Annotated in this window: 20 protein-coding genes; 15 read left to right on the top strand and 5 right to left on the bottom strand. The window is 42.2% G+C overall.

From position 1 onward, the window contains the following. Position 1: 1 nt before the first annotated feature. The 10 genes from mlaD to B5D26_RS01010 all read left to right on the top strand — a co-directional run bounded on the left by mlaD (position 2) and on the right by B5D26_RS01010 (position 8,704). Positions 2–466, top strand: a complete 465-nt coding sequence (gene mlaD / locus B5D26_RS01055) for an outer membrane lipid asymmetry maintenance protein MlaD (RefSeq protein WP_078743824.1) — start codon at positions 2–4, stop codon at positions 464–466. A gap of 12 nt (positions 467–478) precedes the next feature. Next, positions 479–1,150 carry an MlaC/ttg2D family ABC transporter substrate-binding protein gene (locus tag B5D26_RS01050; protein ID WP_078743823.1) on the top strand — a complete coding sequence of 224 codons (672 nt, stop codon included), beginning with the start codon at positions 479–481 and terminating at the stop codon, positions 1,148–1,150. Continuing rightward, positions 1,150–1,452: an STAS domain-containing protein gene (locus tag B5D26_RS01045; RefSeq protein WP_078743822.1), complete on the top strand. Its 303-nt coding sequence runs from the start codon at positions 1,150–1,152 to the stop codon at positions 1,450–1,452. The genes B5D26_RS01050 and B5D26_RS01045 overlap by 1 nt, the downstream gene beginning before the upstream one ends. 91 nt (positions 1,453–1,543) lie before the next feature. Beyond that, complete coding sequence (locus B5D26_RS01040) at positions 1,544–1,801, top strand: BolA family protein (RefSeq protein WP_078743893.1); 258 nt, start codon at positions 1,544–1,546, stop codon at positions 1,799–1,801. A gap of 27 nt (positions 1,802–1,828) precedes the next feature. After that, positions 1,829–3,091, top strand: a complete 1,263-nt coding sequence (murA, locus tag B5D26_RS01035) for a UDP-N-acetylglucosamine 1-carboxyvinyltransferase (RefSeq protein WP_078743821.1) — start codon at positions 1,829–1,831, stop codon at positions 3,089–3,091. A gap of 17 nt (positions 3,092–3,108) precedes the next feature. Next, positions 3,109–3,744 (top strand): ATP phosphoribosyltransferase, encoded by a 636-nt coding sequence (gene hisG / locus B5D26_RS01030; RefSeq protein WP_078743820.1) that lies wholly within the window; start codon positions 3,109–3,111, stop codon positions 3,742–3,744. Between the two features lie 37 nt (positions 3,745–3,781). After that, positions 3,782–5,095, top strand: a complete 1,314-nt coding sequence (gene hisD, locus B5D26_RS01025) for a histidinol dehydrogenase (RefSeq protein WP_078743819.1) — start codon at positions 3,782–3,784, stop codon at positions 5,093–5,095. A gap of 316 nt (positions 5,096–5,411) precedes the next feature. Further along, positions 5,412–6,863 (top strand): hypothetical protein, encoded by a 1,452-nt coding sequence (locus tag B5D26_RS01020; protein ID WP_078743818.1) that lies wholly within the window; start codon positions 5,412–5,414, stop codon positions 6,861–6,863. 384 nt (positions 6,864–7,247) lie between these two features. After that, complete coding sequence (locus B5D26_RS01015; protein WP_078743817.1) at positions 7,248–8,225, top strand: hypothetical protein; 978 nt, start codon at positions 7,248–7,250, stop codon at positions 8,223–8,225. 41 nt (positions 8,226–8,266) lie between these two features. Further along, complete coding sequence (locus B5D26_RS01010) at positions 8,267–8,704, top strand: Ig-like domain-containing protein (protein WP_159445556.1); 438 nt, start codon at positions 8,267–8,269, stop codon at positions 8,702–8,704. Between the two features lie 81 nt (positions 8,705–8,785). Here B5D26_RS01010 and B5D26_RS01005 read toward each other — a convergent pair whose 3' ends face one another. The 4 genes from B5D26_RS01005 to B5D26_RS00990 all read right to left on the bottom strand — a co-directional run bounded on the left by B5D26_RS01005 (position 8,786) and on the right by B5D26_RS00990 (position 12,735). Further along, the gene (locus tag B5D26_RS01005; protein ID WP_078743815.1) at positions 8,786–9,595 is read right to left on the bottom strand and encodes a hypothetical protein; all 810 of its coding nucleotides are present in this window, start codon (positions 9,593–9,595) and stop codon (positions 8,786–8,788) included. A gap of 360 nt (positions 9,596–9,955) precedes the next feature. Beyond that, the gene (locus B5D26_RS01000; RefSeq protein WP_078743814.1) at positions 9,956–10,771 is read right to left on the bottom strand and encodes a hypothetical protein; all 816 of its coding nucleotides are present in this window, start codon (positions 10,769–10,771) and stop codon (positions 9,956–9,958) included. 454 nt (positions 10,772–11,225) lie between these two features. Then, the gene (locus B5D26_RS00995) at positions 11,226–11,555 is read right to left on the bottom strand and encodes a TfoX/Sxy family protein (RefSeq protein WP_078743813.1); all 330 of its coding nucleotides are present in this window, start codon (positions 11,553–11,555) and stop codon (positions 11,226–11,228) included. A gap of 25 nt (positions 11,556–11,580) precedes the next feature. Then, entirely contained in the window at positions 11,581–12,735 is a 1,155-nt protein-coding gene (locus B5D26_RS00990; RefSeq protein ID WP_078743812.1) for a Do family serine endopeptidase, read from the bottom strand. A 132-nt stretch (positions 12,736–12,867) separates the two neighbouring features. Between B5D26_RS00990 and B5D26_RS00985 the strand changes: the two genes are divergently transcribed. Next, complete coding sequence (locus B5D26_RS00985; protein WP_078743811.1) at positions 12,868–13,644, top strand: Nif3-like dinuclear metal center hexameric protein; 777 nt, start codon at positions 12,868–12,870, stop codon at positions 13,642–13,644. 77 nt (positions 13,645–13,721) lie between these two features. On the opposite strand, the gene B5D26_RS00980 is transcribed toward B5D26_RS00985, so the two are convergent. After that, positions 13,722–14,180: a Z-ring associated ZapG family protein gene (locus tag B5D26_RS00980; RefSeq protein ID WP_078743810.1), complete on the bottom strand. Its 459-nt coding sequence runs from the start codon at positions 14,178–14,180 to the stop codon at positions 13,722–13,724. A gap of 272 nt (positions 14,181–14,452) precedes the next feature. Between B5D26_RS00980 and zapE the strand changes: the two genes are divergently transcribed. The 4 genes from zapE (at position 14,453) to petA (ending at position 17,476) form a co-directional block, all read left to right on the top strand. After that, positions 14,453–15,544, top strand: coding sequence for a cell division protein ZapE (gene zapE / locus B5D26_RS00975; RefSeq protein WP_078743809.1), 1,092 nt, complete (start codon positions 14,453–14,455; stop codon positions 15,542–15,544). A gap of 217 nt (positions 15,545–15,761) precedes the next feature. Then, complete coding sequence (gene rplM, locus B5D26_RS00970) at positions 15,762–16,190, top strand: 50S ribosomal protein L13 (protein ID WP_078743808.1); 429 nt, start codon at positions 15,762–15,764, stop codon at positions 16,188–16,190. Between the two features lie 13 nt (positions 16,191–16,203). Next, the gene (gene rpsI / locus B5D26_RS00965; RefSeq protein ID WP_078743807.1) at positions 16,204–16,596 is read left to right on the top strand and encodes a 30S ribosomal protein S9; all 393 of its coding nucleotides are present in this window, start codon (positions 16,204–16,206) and stop codon (positions 16,594–16,596) included. A 286-nt stretch (positions 16,597–16,882) separates the two neighbouring features. Continuing rightward, the gene (gene petA / locus B5D26_RS00960; RefSeq protein WP_078743806.1) at positions 16,883–17,476 is read left to right on the top strand and encodes a ubiquinol-cytochrome c reductase iron-sulfur subunit; all 594 of its coding nucleotides are present in this window, start codon (positions 16,883–16,885) and stop codon (positions 17,474–17,476) included. The last annotated feature ends 1 nt before the right edge of the window (position 17,477 follow it).

Here is a 17,477-nt window from a genome sequence, read left to right as displayed (position 1 = left end):
AATGAGCACCCGTTGGATAGAAATCAGTGTTGGCGCTTTTGTCATCGCAGCAGGCTTAGCTTTACTCGTACTGGCATTCAAAGTTAGCGGTCTAGACTACAGTTCAAGTAGCGAACAATCTTATAAAGTTTATGCACACTTCAGCAATGTGGGTGGACTTAAACCAAGGGCAAAAGTAACGATGGCAGGTGTAACCGTTGGTCGTGTGGCTAGCATCGAAATTGACCCTAAGTGGTATGATGCCAAAGTGACACTATTGATCGACAATCAGATGAGAAACAAGCTTAGCACTGATACTTCTGCTGCAATTTTAACTTCTGGCCTATTGGGTGAAAATTACATCGGTTTGGTCGTTGGCGCAGAAGAAGAGACTATAGGTGAAAATGGCGAAATCCGAGATACTCAACCGGCGTTAGTATTGGAGGATTTAATCGGTAAGTTCCTTTCTAGCATGGGTAAAAATTAAGGAGATAGCATCATGGTTTTGATCAAAAGAGCGTCTATAGGTTGTCTTTTCACTTTGATCATGCTGACCGGTTTAATATCTACTCATGCTGTAGCGGCTAGTGAAGAGACTCCACAGCAAGTGATTACACGTACCGCCAATGATCTACTCGGCACCATCGAAGAGGCTCGCACTTATTACGATCAAGATCCTGAGCGTTTTTACAAGCAAGTTGAAGCGATCTTAGAGCCAGCTGTAGATATGCGCCGCTTTTCTGCTGGTGTAATGGCAAAATATTATCGAACAGCATCAGATGACCAGCGAGCAAGGTTCTTACTAGTGTTTCAAGACAGCTTAATTCGCACCTATGCTAAAGGTTTATTAGCATTTTCCAACGAGGAAATTCGCGTTTTAGAGCCTAAAGCACCATCACGAGACCCTGATCGAGATTCAGTCGATATGGAAGTTATCGCAGTAGATGGCACCGTTTACCCAATCAATTACTCTATGCGTAAAAGCAAAGATGGACACTGGCGTATCAATAATGTCACCGTAAATGGAATTAATTTAGGACTGACCTTTCGCAACCAATTTGATAGCGCAATGCAAGCCCATGATCGTGATTTTAACTACGTCATTGATAACTGGCTAAAAAGTGAATCTGCTTCTATCGTGAATGAGCCCAAAGCAGAGACTAAAGAGTAATGACACAAATCATAGCATTACAGCCCAACCACTTACTGGTGTCAGGTGATCTTGATTTTTCAGGTGTACTACTAGTGAGATCTTCTGGAGAAGCACTGATTCGCCAAGCTCCAGAAGAGGTTGTGATTGACTTTTCTGGTGTTGAAAGAGCAGGGAGTGCTGCAGTTTCTTTGATGATGTGTTGGCTACGTACTGCTTGCCAAGAGAAAAGGCAGATCCGTTTTACACAACTACCAGAACTGCTCAAAAAAATAATTACGGTATCTGGGTTAACAGAAAATTTATTTATAGATCAATGCTGATTTGCAAATCAGTCGCAGTGATAAATCGCCTTTTGCGGCCTTTTCTAATAATATTGTCAGCTTAGCTTATTTTTTTGGAGCGGAGGCAGAAATGCAAGCCAACGAATTACAACAGGTTTTAGAAAGCAAACTTACTGATTGCCAAGTTATAGTTAATGGTGATGATGGTCGTCACTTTGAAGTTATCGCTATTGGTGAAGTATTTGCAACATTGTCTCCAGTGAAAAAGCAGCAACACGTGTACTCCGGCCTAAATGAACTGATCTCCTCAGGTGCAGTTCATGCTGTACAGATCCGAACCTACACACCAGAACAGTGGAAAGATGCCGAAAAGCTTCGTGTCGGTTAATCGTTTAATACTTATTACGGATCGCAGATGGATAAATTAATTATTACCGGAGGTTTGCCTTTAGCAGGCGAAATCCGTATTTCAGGCGCAAAGAACTCTGCGTTGCCGATTTTAGCGGCCACACTACTAGCTGACGGCCCTGTTATTATTGGCAACCTACCTCATCTTCATGACATTACCACCATGATCGAGCTACTGGCTGGCATGGGTATAGAACCTGTCATTGATGAAAAAATGCGTATAGAGGTTGATGCGCGCACGATCCGTAACTGCCATGCGCCTTATGAACTGGTTCGTACCATGCGAGCCTCCATCTTGGTGCTAGGCCCATTATTAGCTCACTTTGGTGAGGCACAAGTCTCCTTGCCAGGTGGCTGTGCTATTGGTAGTCGTCCAGTAGATTTGCATATCCGAGGCTTAGAAGCCATGGGTGCACATATTGTCGTTGAAGATGGTTATATTAAAGCCAAAGTAGATGGCCGCTTAAAAGGCGCTAACATTCTGTTTGATATGGTGACAGTGACAGGCACAGAGAACATTCTAATGGCAGCTTGCCTGGCAGAAGGTCGCTCTGTTATTGAAAATGCTGCCCGCGAACCAGAAATTGTCGACCTTGCTGAGTGCTTAATTGCCATGGGCGCTCAAATCTCAGGCCATGGAACAGATACCATCATTGTTGATGGTGTACCTAGTTTGCATGGTTGCGAACATAATGTGGTGGCAGACCGAATAGAAACAGGCACTTATTTAGTTGCCGCTGCTGCAAGCCGTGGCCGAATCAAAGTTAAAGATACTCGCCCTGATATTTTGGACGCAGTATTGTTAAAACTTGAACAAGCAGGTGCTCATATTACCACTGGCGACGATTGGATTGCGCTAGATATGTATGGCAACCAGCCAAAAGCGGTCAATATTCGAACAGCACCTTACCCCGCGTTCCCGACGGATATGCAAGCACAGTTTGTTGCGATGAATGCAGTCTCTGAAGGTACTTCAAGTGTGACCGAAACAATTTTTGAAAACCGCTATATGCATGTACAAGAGATGCTGCGTATGGGGGCAAAAATTGAGGTACAAGGCAATACCGCAATTATCAAAGGTGTTGAACGACTAAAAGGTGCGCCTGTGATGGCGACAGACTTGCGTGCTTCTGCCAGCTTGGTGATTGCAGGTTTGGTGGCTGATGGTGATACCTTGGTTGATCGTATCTACCACATTGATCGTGGCTATGAGTGTATTGAAGAAAAGATGCAACTTTTGGGTGCTAAGATTCGCCGAGTTCCTCGCTAAACAGGTTTGATACTGATATGTCTCAACAACTGATTATCGCACTGTCTAAAGGACGTATTTTGGATGAGACTCTGCCTTTGTTTGAGAAGGCAGGGATTTACCCTTTAGAAGATGTGCGTAAAAGTCGAAAACTGATTTTTGACACTAATATTGAACAAGTAAAATTGATCATTATTCGCGCCACAGATGTGCCAACTTATGTCGAATTAGGCGCTGCGGATATTGGTGTTGCAGGTAAAGATGTGCTGATGGAGCATGACGCCAAAGGTGTCTATGAACCACTAGACCTAAATATCGCCCGTTGCCGCTTAATGACAGCGGGTATGAAGGGGCAAGAGCGTCCGCAAGGCCGTATCCGTGTGGCAACTAAGTTTGTCAATGTGGCCAAACGCTATTATGCAGAACAAGGCGTACAAGCTGATATTATCAAGCTTTATGGTGGTATGGAGCTTGCGCCCATCATGCACCTAGCGGATGAAATCGTTGATATCGTTGATACGGGTAATACTTTGAAAGCCAATGGCTTAGAGGCTCGTGAAGATATTGCCCAAATCAGTACACGTCTTGTGGTTAGCCAAGGGGCTATGAAAATGAAGCATCAAATGATTCAGCCTTTAATTGAGCGTTTAGCTGCTGCCGTCAATAATAACTAACCCTATTTACACTGCTTGTTGCGAGAGTTAAATCACCATGAGTGCACCTGTCAAAATTAATCGGCTTGATTCAACCCAAACTGACTTTGCCCAACAGTTAGATCATTTACTGGCTTGGGAAGCAGTTTCCGATACTGCTGTTAATCAGACGGTTGCCGACATTTTGCATCAAGTGAAAACCCGTGGTGATGATGCCTTGTTGGAATTTACAGCAAAGTTTGATCGTCAAACGGTAGCCGACTTTTCTGAACTTGAAATGTCTAGAGTGCGATTACAACAGGCTCTGGATGGTTTGCCGGAGGCTCAGCGCACAGCCTTGGAGCAAGCTTGTGAACGTGTACGTCGTTATCACGAAAAGCAAGTGCAAGACTCTTGGCATTACACTGAAGCCGATGGCACGCTCTTAGGTCAGCAAGTCACACCTATGGATCGCGTTGGTATTTATGTACCAGGTGGTAAAGCCTCTTATCCATCCTCTGTCTTGATGAACGCTATTCCAGCCAAAGTGGCAGGTGTTGTAGAAATTATCATGGTGGTGCCTACACCTAATGGCGAAGTGAATGAACTAGTGCTAGCCGCTGCTTGTTTAGCGGGTGTTGATCGCGTCTTCACCATTGGTGGAGCTCAAGCTGTAGCCGCTTTGGCTTATGGCACAGAATCTGTGCCTAAAGTCGATAAAATTGTTGGCCCTGGCAACATCTATGTCGCAACTGCCAAGCGCATGGTCTTTGGTGCGGTTGGCATTGATATGATTGCTGGCCCCTCAGAAATTTTAGTAGTGTGTGATGGCAAAACTGACCCTGACTGGATTGCAATGGATCTATTCTCTCAGGCTGAACACGATGAAGATGCCCAGCCGATATTAGTGAGCTGGGATGCCGCATTCTTAGAGCAAGTTGAACAAAGTATTCAAAAACTGCTACCAACAATGGAGCGTGAAGCCATCATTCGTGTCTCAATGGCCGAACGTGCAGCCTTGATTCAAGTGCAAGATCTAGCAGAAGCCATTGTAGTAACCAACCGTATTGCACCTGAACACTTAGAGCTTTCAGTCGAGAATCCTTTAGAAGTCTCCAGCCAAATACGTCACGCGGGTGCGATTTTTATGGGGCGTTATACGGCAGAGGCTTTAGGTGATTACTGCGCTGGGCCAAACCATGTTTTGCCAACATCAGGTACTGCGCGTTTTTCATCACCATTGGGTGTTTATGATTTCCAGAAGCGCTCATCTCTTATAATGTGCTCTGCTGAAGGGGCATCTGAGATGGGAAAAATTGCCTCTGTGCTAGCACGAGGTGAAAGCTTAACGGCTCATGCTCGCTCAGCAGAATATCGTATCAAACCAGAGTAATTTATCACTGCTTAATCGATCCGGTTGTAAAAGCCAAAAAGTGTAATTAGACGGCTATTCAGGTTTAAGCTCTGAGTAGCCTCCAATCGATACATTAAATAGTATCTTTCTCACCACACGCTTAAAAATTTATCCTTTCCGCATACAAATTCGGAATCACAGTTAATAGCCCCTTTACCTGTTGATGTCACTAATGCTATCTTTAATAAAGCACTTTCAGATCATTTTTTTAAAAATGGCGTTTAGGAGGGTTTTTCTATTGAAATTGCTTAGAGTTTGATGGTTTTGTATCATTTTTTTACAGGGATTTTTTGCTATGGAATGCTATTCTGCGATTAGAAAATATATTTTTAATAGAAAGATTGCAACCGTTTACATTTTTATAATGATTTTAAGTGGCTGCGGTGATTCATCTTCAAATAAAGAGAGTATACCCAATATAGATCAGCCTCCTAGAGATGCTAACTCATTTTATATGGATCTATCTCCCAATATACAGTCTGTATTTGACCTCTCTGGGGTTGACGAGGAAGGTGATCTTTATTATGGAATAATAATAGATAAGGAATCAGCCCCTGATACGATGTCTATATCAATAAGTCAGGATGGAGGTAGTAACTTTACAAAATCTGACATTAATGCCTTTGATATTACTGATGGCTTTGGCTATCTTTATTCTTCTAAATCTATGAAAATAGTTAGTAGCAAGTTGGATATGCGATGTAATTGCTATAATTATCGTCCTACTCACCATTACTCTCTAGATGGTGGGAAATCATGGCAAAAGTTATCTGTACCATCGGGAGCATTTTATAACTTTGCTCATATGGATAACCCTACTAACAGCATAATTGCTGGCGGGGCATATGCTGATGTTGGTAGTGCGCTCATTAAGACTTTAAATATAGGCGAGACTTGGTTTAATTTAGAGCCCTATGTTTTAGATTCCTTGGTTAATGCAGGGATTGTTGATAGGTCTTATATTAGTGCTAAGTTAAAAGGCTATTATTTAGAGATGAAGATGAGAAGCGTTAGTTTTTCAAAATCACAGTGCAATGATCAGCGCTTATGGCTAAGCTTTACTCTACCAGACTTGGAAGAGAAGGGAGATGATGGTACGCCAAAAGTTTATGATGTTCTAGCCTATTCTGATGACCTTACCAGCGATGCTTGGCAGATTGCATATCACGGTAATTTGCATCCCTATTATGGCTCACCTTCGATTGATTATATTCACGAAAGTTGTACTTCCGGAACAGTATTTTTTAAATCAGGAGCTGTTAAAGAGCTAAACCTATCAAATGGTGATATAAAAGAATATCCGGATAATTCTAGGATAACAGGCCGAGTGAGAGTGCACCCAGTCTCTGGTGATATGTTTATGTATGCTGATGGTAAGTTGAAAAGGAAAGAAGTAGATTCTGATAATTTTGTTACTATCAGTCCAGAGATTGTAAATATTGCAAATTACTCTGTTCATCCAGAAGATAGTTTGCGTATTGCAATGACTGATGTTGTTAATAATTTGTTTTATACAAAAAATGGTGGGAAAAACTGGTCTAAACTCCCAGGTGACTTTACATCGCTTCCTTCGAGAATAGGGAGTGCAACAGGAGAAGGTTTCAATCCTATAGTTCCATTCTTTATTCCTGAGAGAGAGGGTTATTTGCTACTTATACTTGCAAAATTCTATAGTGGTAAAGAGGGTGAGCAACATAGAGTGACCTCTAAAGGTCTTTATTATTTATTGCCAGATGTTGTTGAATAATTTCTTATTATTTTTCAATTTAATAATAAATATATTCTTTGGTGGTTATAGTCTAAAGGCGCACATCAACGTCCTATAGCTACCACATTTATTCTTTATGCAGAATGCAGTTGATATTATAAAAGGATTATAATAACTCAGGATTCAGGAAGAGGCAGTATTTAAGCATGAAAAATGGGTTGAGCATAAACGTATAATAGATATCTGCGGTATTTTTAAAATTGAGATTCAAGACAGCAAGTGTCTTTGTATTGATCATGAGATTAGTTTTTCATATTGACTTGAGTTTTATCCGATATATTACTGGCTCAGTATTATCCAATACACTGAATAAACAAATTGATCGATTGATTTTTAATAAAAACTGCATAAAAAGGATGTTTTATGCTTAAGATATTATCTTCTGCCACGCTATTGCTGGCATCATTTGTAACCCATGCCGATATTAAAGATGCGCCTCTTGATTTCACTCAACCACCATCTATTTATAATGCGGACTACGTAGATATTGTTGGAGAAGAAACAAGAGAACATGAAGACTTAAAGCGAGAGTATTCTCTGGCTATTGAGCCAAAATATAAGTCAAAACGTAATAGAATGGCCTCTCAGCTTCAAATGCTATCGAAAACAGCAAGTCAGGTCGAAATGGAAACAGGCTGTCCTAATTTAGCGATTGGCAGCGGTACGCTGGTTGCTTTTAATACGGAAGGATCGTCTTATTGTGTCAGTACTGTCGTGGATGCCGAGACAAAAATTGAAGGGTTAATGCTGAATATACCGTCAGCCGTTAACTATGATCTTTTCTTCTTTAAATATGAAGATGATGGGCAGTTCACGCTTATTGATTCGTCTGTTAGCCCAAACTCAACGAGTGAACAGACTGTTGCTAAGGCTGCAGCAGGTGCTTATGTGCTATTTGCTCAGGCGACTCAGGGTTCTTCTGGTGACCCCGTCACTTTAGGCTGGCTCGGTTATAATAACTTTGACCAGTATGAAGCCAATGATAAATTCGGCCAGAGCACCAGCCTTCAAACTAATGCGGTGATTCAGGGTAATCTGGATAATGCTAATGATCTGGACTTTTTCTCTTATACTGTCGGGCCAGATCAAAGCCTTTTAAGCCTTCGTTTTAGTGCGAGTGAACAGTTTTCATTTGAAATCTGGAATGGTGCTGCCTGGGTTCAGTTAGTGAAGAACCAGTTAAATACCTACAATGTTACTCCTGGCCCACGATTAACCTCCTGGTTCGGTCTGCGGCAGGTAATCCACCTCCGGCATCGGCCCAATACTCTCTGGGTGTTCATAATCCAGGCTCAGCTGAGAGTGTCACAGGCTTTAAAGCCTGGAATAATGAAAACCTGACGAAGCTCTTAGTGCAATCGGGTAGATTGGATGATGTAGAGGTGCTAAAAACGGCATCTATTGAAGCCCATGATCGTATAAGCTTCTCTGGCACAGTTAAAGATAGTAACAATAACCCTGTTCCGCTCACATCTGTGAGAGTTCGTATTCAAACTGGCGGATCAGGATTGCTGGAGTCTCAAACTCTATTAGCAGATGAGAACGGTTATTTTAATGGATCGGTTTCATTGAAAGGAGATAAGTGCGGTGTAGTCAGGGAGGAACCTGATGTCCATAATAGGGTGCATAGTGGAACACCAACTAATCCTTCTGAATGGTGGGATATTGCTTGGGGCGTAGGTTTCTATGAGGTTTCTTTACCTAATAATACTATAGTAGATGACAATTATTTTGTTCATATCTGCCAAGAAAAGTTAGCAAAAATGTGTTACTACGAGAGAGATTACAACACGGGTGGTTCAAAGTGGACATGCTTATGATCACATATTAACGTTTTAGATTCAGAATGATCGCATAGTAAAAATAATTATATTTCTATGCGATCATTCGGACCCTCACAGCTAAGCATTGAGGTCTATAAGTGAATAGATATTTGATCGTTCAGAGGGAGAGGGTCTTTCATGAGCGAAATTAAGTGTAGCAAAAATTTCTAGACCATTCTTTTCAAGTCGTTCTGAAAATGTTGGATATTTTTCAGTTGCTGGTATCATTTTTTCGATGCCTGTTGATATATCTCTTTCTCTAACATTCGTATTTTTATAAGCTTTCTCGAAAGATTGATTATATTCTTGAACTAAATCATTCAGGCTAAACCGACCATCCTTTACGATACCCTCGCGGCTGAACTCAAGGTCATAATCTCTGAAAAACTCTGATGTGGAGTGTGCAATGGATTCTGTTAGCTCCGATAGGCCCAGTGTTAGTGACTCAACTAGCTCTTCCTCTTTAAAAAACTCGTCTTCAATTGATGCGAGTTGCTTATCTGATATAGGTTGACCATTCACATCGAGTGCACTGAGCTTGAGTTGACCATCTTCCAAGGCAACATCCAGGCTATCTATATCTATATTGGGGTGTTCTATGGCTTGCTTTTCTTTGAAGCTTTCAAAGCCTTGAAACCCTGCTAATAAATGATCTTCTGCAGATCGAGCTAGCTTAAATACATTTTGAAAATTATCGCTCCAGATTTTCGAAGACTCAGCGAGACGCTTATCTTGCATTTCTTGATATGCTTTACCCCCCTCAATAGCCTCTTTCAGGTTTATACCCTCATCGGCAGGAGGCGTGTATTCCAACCGGTTCTTAGTCGTTGCTGAAGCACTGCCAGCAGTGAGGGTTGAAAGGAAAGAAGATGTATTACGAATATCCATATATTTTCTCCATAAGATGGCTTTAATCTATAGTTATATCGGCTAAAATTTGAATAGCATTAATAGGCAATATCGTATTTTATTCGGTTTTACTTGTAGTGTAGGGTTTAAAATTAATCGCAGTGTTCTATTTTATAGGCAAGAATTAAATTTAAGATGTCTGATGGTACTACAATAGATAACAATTATTTCATCCATATCTGCCAAGAAAAGTTAGCGAAAATGTTTTACTACGAGAGAGATTACAACACGGGTGGTTCAAAGTGGACATGTTTGTAATTACATATTAACGTTTTAGATTAAGAGTGATCGCATAGTGAAAATAATTATATTTCTATGCGATCATTCGGGGTCTCACAGTTAAGCATTAAGCTCTATGAGTGAATAGATATTTGCTGGATCAGTGGGTCTTTCATGAGCGAAATTAAGTGTAGCAAAAACCTCTAGACCGCCCCTTTCAAGTCGTTCTGAAAATGTTGAGTATTTTTCAGTTGTTGGTATCATTTTATCAATACCTTTTGATATATCTCTTTCTCTTTCTCTTTCTCTTTCATTCGAATCCTTATAGCGTTTCTCGAAAGATTGATTATATTCCTGAACTAAATCATTCAGGCTAAACCGACCATCCTTTACGATACCCTCGCGGCTGAACTCAAGGTCATAATCTCTGAAAAAATCTGATGTGGAGTGAGCAATTGATTCTGTTAGCTCCGATAGGCCAAGTGTTAGTGACTCAACTAGCTCTTCCTCTTTAAAAAACTCGTCTTCAATTGATGCGAGTTGTTTATCTGATATAGGTTGACCATTCACATCGAGTGCACTGAGCTTGAGTTGACCATCTTCCAAGGCAACATCCAGGCTATCTATATCTATATTGGGATGCTCTATGGCTTGCTTTTCTTTGAAGCTTTCAAAGCCTTGAAACCCTGTTGATAAATGATCTTCTGCAGATCGAGCTAGCTTAAATACATTTTGAAAATTATCGCCCCAGATTTTCCTATACTCGGCGTGACGCTGATCTTGCATTTCTTGATATGCTTTACCCCCTTCAATAGCTTCTTTCAGGTTTATGCCCTCATCGGCAGGAGGCGTGTATTTCAACCTGTTCTTAGTCGTTGCTGAAGCACTGCCAGCTGTGAGGGTTGAAAGGAAAGAAGATGTATTACGAATATCCATATATTTTCTCCATAAGATGGCTTTAATCTATAGTTATATCGGCTAAAATTTGAATAGCATTAATAGGCAATATCGTATTTTATTCGGTTTTATTTGCGGTGTAGGGTTTAAAATTAATCGCAGTGTTATATTTTATAGGCAAGAATTAAATTGAAGGTAAGGTGTTATTTTGTATGCGAAATGGGTGTGCGATCATTCGGACCCTCACAGCTAAGCATTAAGGTCTATAAGTGAATAGATATTTGATAGGTCAGAGGGGCTTTCATGGGAGAACTTAAGTATAGCAAAAAGCTCTAGACCGCCCTTTTCAAGTCGTTCTGAAAATGTTGGGTATTTTTCAGTTGTTGGTATCATTTTTTCGATACCTGTTGATATATCTCTTTCTCTGACATTCGTATTTTTATAAGCTCTCTCGAAAGACTGATTATATTCTTGAACTAAGTCATTCAGGCATTTATTTCGGCGGCAACCCGCTTACAAACACCAGTACCTGATCTAGCCACCATTTCAGATCAGTATCTTCTGAGAAACCCTGCGTTTCGACGATTAACATGCCTTTCATAGGGCGACCTGTAAAGTCCATCTCACGGGCATGGGGTTTGGTCAGCAGTGTTGCATAAAGATCAGGCCCTGTGCGCAGCATCAATTCATCTTTGACGATGCCGCAGAGCATATTGCCGTCATGCAAAAAACACAGCCCACCGAACATTTTCTTTTCGGTGATATAGATATTGCCCTTGAGTTGCTCACGAATACGCTCCGCTAAGCCTTTGTCATACGCCATATGATCGAGTCCAGCCGAAAGATGGTTAGTTGTTGACTAGAACAGGGCGGCGGCCCACTTCTGCATTGATATTGAGTGATCGACCATTACGGAAAATAGTAAGCTTAATTTTGGTGCCTGGGCGTTTCTTGGCAATGGCATTCATGGTTAAGCGGCCGTTTTCCACAGCCTGTCCCTCAACTGCGGTAATAATATCCCCAGGCTGTAAGCCTGCTAAATGTGCGGGGCCATTACGTAGTAAGCCTGCGATCAATATGCCGCTGTTATTGAAGCCAAAAGATCGGGCTAATGATGGTGTAAGCTCTTGAACTTCAACGCCTAGCCAGCCTCTAACCACGCTGCCTTCTCGAATCAGATCAATCATGATGTCGCGGGCTAAATTAGAGGGAATTGCAAAGCCTATACCTTGGGAACCGCCTGATTTGCTGAAAATAGCGGTGTTAATACCTAGTAGTTCACCTCTTGGATTGATGAGCGCACCACCTGAGTTACCTGGATTGATTGCAGCATCTGTTTGAATAAAATCCTCAAAGGTATTAATGCCCAGCTGATCTCGGCCTGTAGCACTCACGATTCCCATGGTAACCGTCTGCCCTACACCAAAGGGATTGCCAATGGCCAAAACAACATCTCCTACGTCAATTTGATCAGAGGGCGCGATGGTAATAACTGGTAAATTTGGTAGGTTTATACGTAGCACTGCAAGGTCTGTTTCAGGGTCTGCACCGACCAATTGTGCAATTGTTTCTCGACCATCTTTAAGCGCTACTTTAATTTCATCGGCGCCTGCAATTACATGATTGTTTGTTAAAATATAACCATCAGCACTGGCAATAACCCCTGAGCCTAAACTAGATTGCATACGCTGTTGGCGAGGCATGTTGTTATAGCCAAAGAACTGACGAAAGGCTGGGTCTTGTAATAGGGGGTGGCTGCGCTCTTCAATAATTTTACTGGTATAGATATTCACAACAGCAGGAGCGGCTTGTTTTACTGCATCAGAGTAGCTGTATGGCCCGCTCAGTTTTGGTGTTTGAGTTGCTGCCTGTGCAGTTTGGAAAAGCGCGGTGGTCGGCTTTAAGGTCGTTTCAACAGTATTAGTGTTTTGATAATGAATATAGATGCCGAGCAAGACACCTGCGGTGACAGGCCATGATAAATATCGAAGGATCTGTTGCATAAAAAACACTTGCTGTCGAAAAAGATATAATGCATCGATTATGGTGGTAAAAGTCTGCAAATCAAGTTTATCTAGATAAATTAACCCGTAAATATCTGTATAAGCACAACAAGTAGTAGTGAAGAGGTTTAAATGAATACTCAGCACAGGCAAGTGTCGTTGTCAGAGTTAATTTCAGCTGTTAATGCTGAGTTAGAGATTGATGCTTTTAAAGACTATTGCCCAAATGGCCTACAAGTCCAGGGGACAGAGCAGGTTGGTTTGATTGCTACGGCAGTTACCGCAAGCCAAAATATTATTGATCAAGCGATCGCTGCGAATGCAGATCTTTTGTTGGTGCATCATGGTTATTTTTGGCGCAATGAGGCGCCAGAGATTGTTGGTATGAAATATCGCCGCTTATCAAGTTTGATCAAAAATGATATCAGCTTGTTGGCTTATCATCTGCCTTTAGATGCACACCCTGTTTTGGGTAATAATGCACAGTTGGCTCAGAAACTAAATTGGCAAATTACGGCTGGGCTTGAGGCTGGTAACCCCCGCAGTATTGGTTTAGTTGGTATGCTGCCAGAGGTGCAAACATTGGGGCAAGTATCGTCGACTATTCATAATGTTCTTGATAGAGAGCCTTTGGTTATAGGTGATCTTAACAAAGCGATTAAACATATTGCTTGGTGCTCAGGTGCAGCTCAAGGAATGCTAGAGCAGGCTGCGATGAGAGGGTGTGATCTTTTTGTTAGTGGAGAAATCTCTGAGAATACTGTGCATGCTGCAAGGGAGTTAGGTATTGCTTATATTTCTGCTGGGCATCATGCCACAGAGCGTTACGGAGTTGTTGCATTAGGTGAGTGGCTAAGTAAAAAGTTCGGGGTGCAGCATCTGGCACTGGATGAGAATAACCCTGTTTAAATATTAATAATCAGACGGAAAAAATATTACAAGAGATAGAGCGGCTAACACAAAGCTAGCCGCTTCAATATGCCTTTTTACAAGCCTTTAGGTGGCTGCGGTGTTACTTCTGGATCTAAGCCAAATTTCTCAGATAATGTACCTGATGATTTTGGTGCATAATCTCTAGGTGGTTCAGATGCGTAGTTCTCTTCTTCTGCGCTTTCGGTAAAGGTCGCCTTATTGCGGCCTTTTTTATGTCCGATCTGCTTATATAAAGTGGCGTCATCACAAAATGAGTCCGCGCCTTTTTGCAGATGGCTGAGTAAGCTTTGGTAGTTTTTCTCTAAAACAGAAGCCAGCTCGTCTGTGCGGGCAAAGTGCTCGCCAACACTTTCTGTTAGGCGCGCTAGCTCCATTTCTTTCTGATTCATGCGCTGTTTGAGATCGGCACTTTGTCCGGTATTTGCTTTTATTAAGTGGTAAAGCAGTGCGCCAGCACCACAGCCAAGGGTGAATGTCAGTATCATTAACACCCAGTCAATATTAGTGTCCACAAGTGACTCCTTAAAACAATCAAATACGTAGATCTAAAATACCTGAAGGCACTGGTTTTTTCTGCACTTTAGGTTTTGTAACTTATGATCGATTATACAGTTTCACTCAGTATTGTAACCTACCCAAGTTGATATAAATTGTTGTCAATACAGCGTAAAAGATCATTAAGACGAATATTGAGTTGTTTCTGACTAAGGTCATGTTTGGGGGTTGGCGCAAGAAGCCGTATAATACCCGCCTTCATTTTTGTACACGCTGGAACCTTAGACCCATGACACCACTTGAGCGCTATAAAAAAGATTTAGAACGTGATGATTTTAGCTATGACCCTGCACAGGAGATGGCGGTCAAACACTTGCAGCGCTTATATGATGATTTGGTGGCTTATCAGCCGCCTAAAAAATCGTTCTTACAAAGTCTGTTGGGTAAGCCTGTTGTAAAAGAGCCTGCAAAAGGTTTGTATTTTTGGGGTGGAGTAGGTCGCGGTAAAACCTATTTGGTGGACACTTTCTTTGAAAGTTTGCCTTTTGACGAAAAAATGCGGGTTCACTTTCACCGTTTTATGCAGCGAGTACACGATGACTTGCGTAAATTTGATGGCGAGAAAAACCCTCTTACTCTGGTTGCGGCTAATCTTGCTCAAGAAATTCGTGTGCTTTGCTTGGATGAGTTCTTTGTCAAAGACATTACTGATGCGATGATTTTGGCTGGTTTGTTAGGTGAGCTGTTCAAAAACGGTGTGGCATTGGTAACGACCTCTAATATCGTGCCAGATGGTTTGTATGAGAACGGTTTGCAGCGTGCGCGCTTTATTCCAGCCATTGATCTGCTTAAGCAGTATACGGAAGTGGTAAATGTTGACAGTGGTGTTGATTATCGCTTGCGAGCTTTGGAGCAGGCTGAGATCTATCACTACCCATTAGATGCTAGTGCAAATGAAGGCTTATTAAAAAGCTTTAAGAGTATTGCGTTAGGCGAAGGTGGCGATGCAACTTCAATTGAGATTAATCATCGTCAGCTTAAAGCCGTACGTTTACATGATGATGTTGTCTGGTTCGATTTTTATGAGTTATGCGATGGACCTCGTAGCCAAAATGATTATATTGAGCTTGCGAAAGAGTTTCATACTGTCTTTTTGAGTGATGTGCCACAGATGAAGCGTGATACAGATGATCAGGCTCGCCGCTTTATCAACTTGGTTGATGAGTTTTACGACCGTAATGTGAAATTAATTATTTCGGCAGAAGCGGCGATTCATGATCTCTATCTTGGTGGTAACCTCAGTTTTGAGTTTGATCGAACCGTTTCTCGTTTGCTTGAGATGCAATCTCATGAGTATTTAGGGCGTGAGCACCGACCTTAATGGGGCTCAGTCGGCAAAGTGTTGACCTTGGTCAGGCTTGATAAGAAAGTTATTGTAATTAGCACTTAACTTTCCCAAGTCAAATCGCTATAATTCGCGCTCCTTGAAATCAAGGTGAAGAACGTTGCAACGGAGTGCAACCAATAAAAATAGGCAACTGGTCTATCGAGGTGAGAAAGAAGCTCCGATCGTATGACCGTTATAGGCTATTGGTAAAATGAAAACTTTTAGTGCAAAACCGCAGACAGTCAAGCGCGACTGGTATGTTGTAGACGCTACAGATCTGACTTTAGGTCGTCTGTCTACTGAGTTGGCGCGTCGTCTACGTGGCAAACATAAAGCCGAGTACACGCCTCACGTTGATACTGGTGATTACATTGTTGTAATCAACGCAGAGAAAGTGAAAGTGACTGGCAACAAAGCAAAAGACAAAATGTATTACCGCCACACTGGTTTTATCGGTGGTATCAAGTCTATGTCTTTTGAGAAGATGATCGATCACGCTCCAGAGCGTGTTATCCAGCTGGCAGTTAAAGGCATGCTTCCGAAAGGCCCACTGGGTCGTGCAATGCAGGCGAAGCTGAAAGTGTATGCGGGCGCTAACCACCCACATGCTGCACAACAGCCGCAAGAACTGAACATCTAATAGGAAGGTAATCATGTCTGTAACTCAGTATTACGGTACCGGTCGTCGTAAGACTTCTACAGCTCGCGTATTTTTGCGTGCTGGTTCTGGCAGCATTGTTGTAAACGGCAAGCCGCTAGATGAATACTTTGGTCGTGTAACTGCGCGCCTAGTTGTTCGTCAGCCATTAGAGTTGACTGAAATGACTGATAAGTTCGATGCAATCATCACTGTTGCAGGTGGTGGTAACTTCGGTCAAGCGGGTGCAATCCGTCACGGTATTACTCGTGCTCTGATGCAATACGACGAAACACTGCGTAAGTCTCTGCGTGAGGCTGGCTATGTGACTCGTGATGCTCGTAAGGTTGAACGTAAGAAAGTGGGTCTGCGTAAAGCACGTAAGCGTCCACAGTTCTCCAAGCGTTAATTCGCTTACAGACCTTATTGGGTTTGTCTTCAAAAGCGCTCAGGCAGTTTTGGTGTCTGGGCGTTTTTTTTGCCTATAAATGTGATGGATAAAGGGATCAATCCTCTAGTCTATGCAACTAATGCATCATTTTTATAGGGTTATATTTCCTTGTGTTACAAGGCTGATTTTTTTACTATTTGTGCCATTTATTTTCCGTGAAAAATGACAACGGGTTAGGCTTCTTAATAATGAGATGCATAACCCTTTGAAATTTAACGGGTTGGTTGATGGGAGAGTACTTACGATGAGTAATGACGGCGTAAACAAGGGGCGGCGCCGTTTCCTTCTCGGCGCGACATCTGCAGTTGGTGCAGTGGGCGTTGTGGGGGTAGCGGTTCCCTTTGTTGCATCCTGGAATCCTAGTGCTAAGGCACGGGCGGCAGGTGCTCCGGTGAAAGCTGATATTTCTAAGCTACAACCGGGTCAACAAATGACAATTGAGTGGCGTGGTAAACCTGTATGGGTTGTCTACCGTACACCTGAGATGGTTGCGAATATTGAGAAGTTAAACGATCAAGTCGCCGACCCACAGTCTCAAGTGCCTCAGCAACCTGCATATGTGACCGGTGTTCTGCGCTCTATTAAACCAGAGTATGCAGTAATGATCGGTATCTGTACGCATTTGGGTTGTTCTCCAACGTACCGTCCAGAAGTAGGACCAGCTGATCTAGGTTCAGATTGGTTGGGTGGCTTCTTCTGTCCTTGTCACGGTTCTCGTTTTGACCTAGCAGGCCGAGTTTATAAGAGCGTTCCAGCACCTGTAAACTTGGAAGTGCCACCATACAAATACGAGACTGATGCAGTTCTTGTTATCGGTGTAGATCAGGAGGGCGCATAGT

Origin of the sequence: Oceanospirillum multiglobuliferum (assembly GCF_900167095.1) — a bacterium.
In the GTDB taxonomy this organism is placed as follows: Bacteria; Pseudomonadota; Gammaproteobacteria; order Pseudomonadales; family Halomonadaceae; genus Oceanospirillum; species Oceanospirillum multiglobuliferum.
The sequence above is the reverse complement of the archived record's forward strand: the minus strand, read 5'-3'. Positions and strand labels throughout refer to the sequence as shown.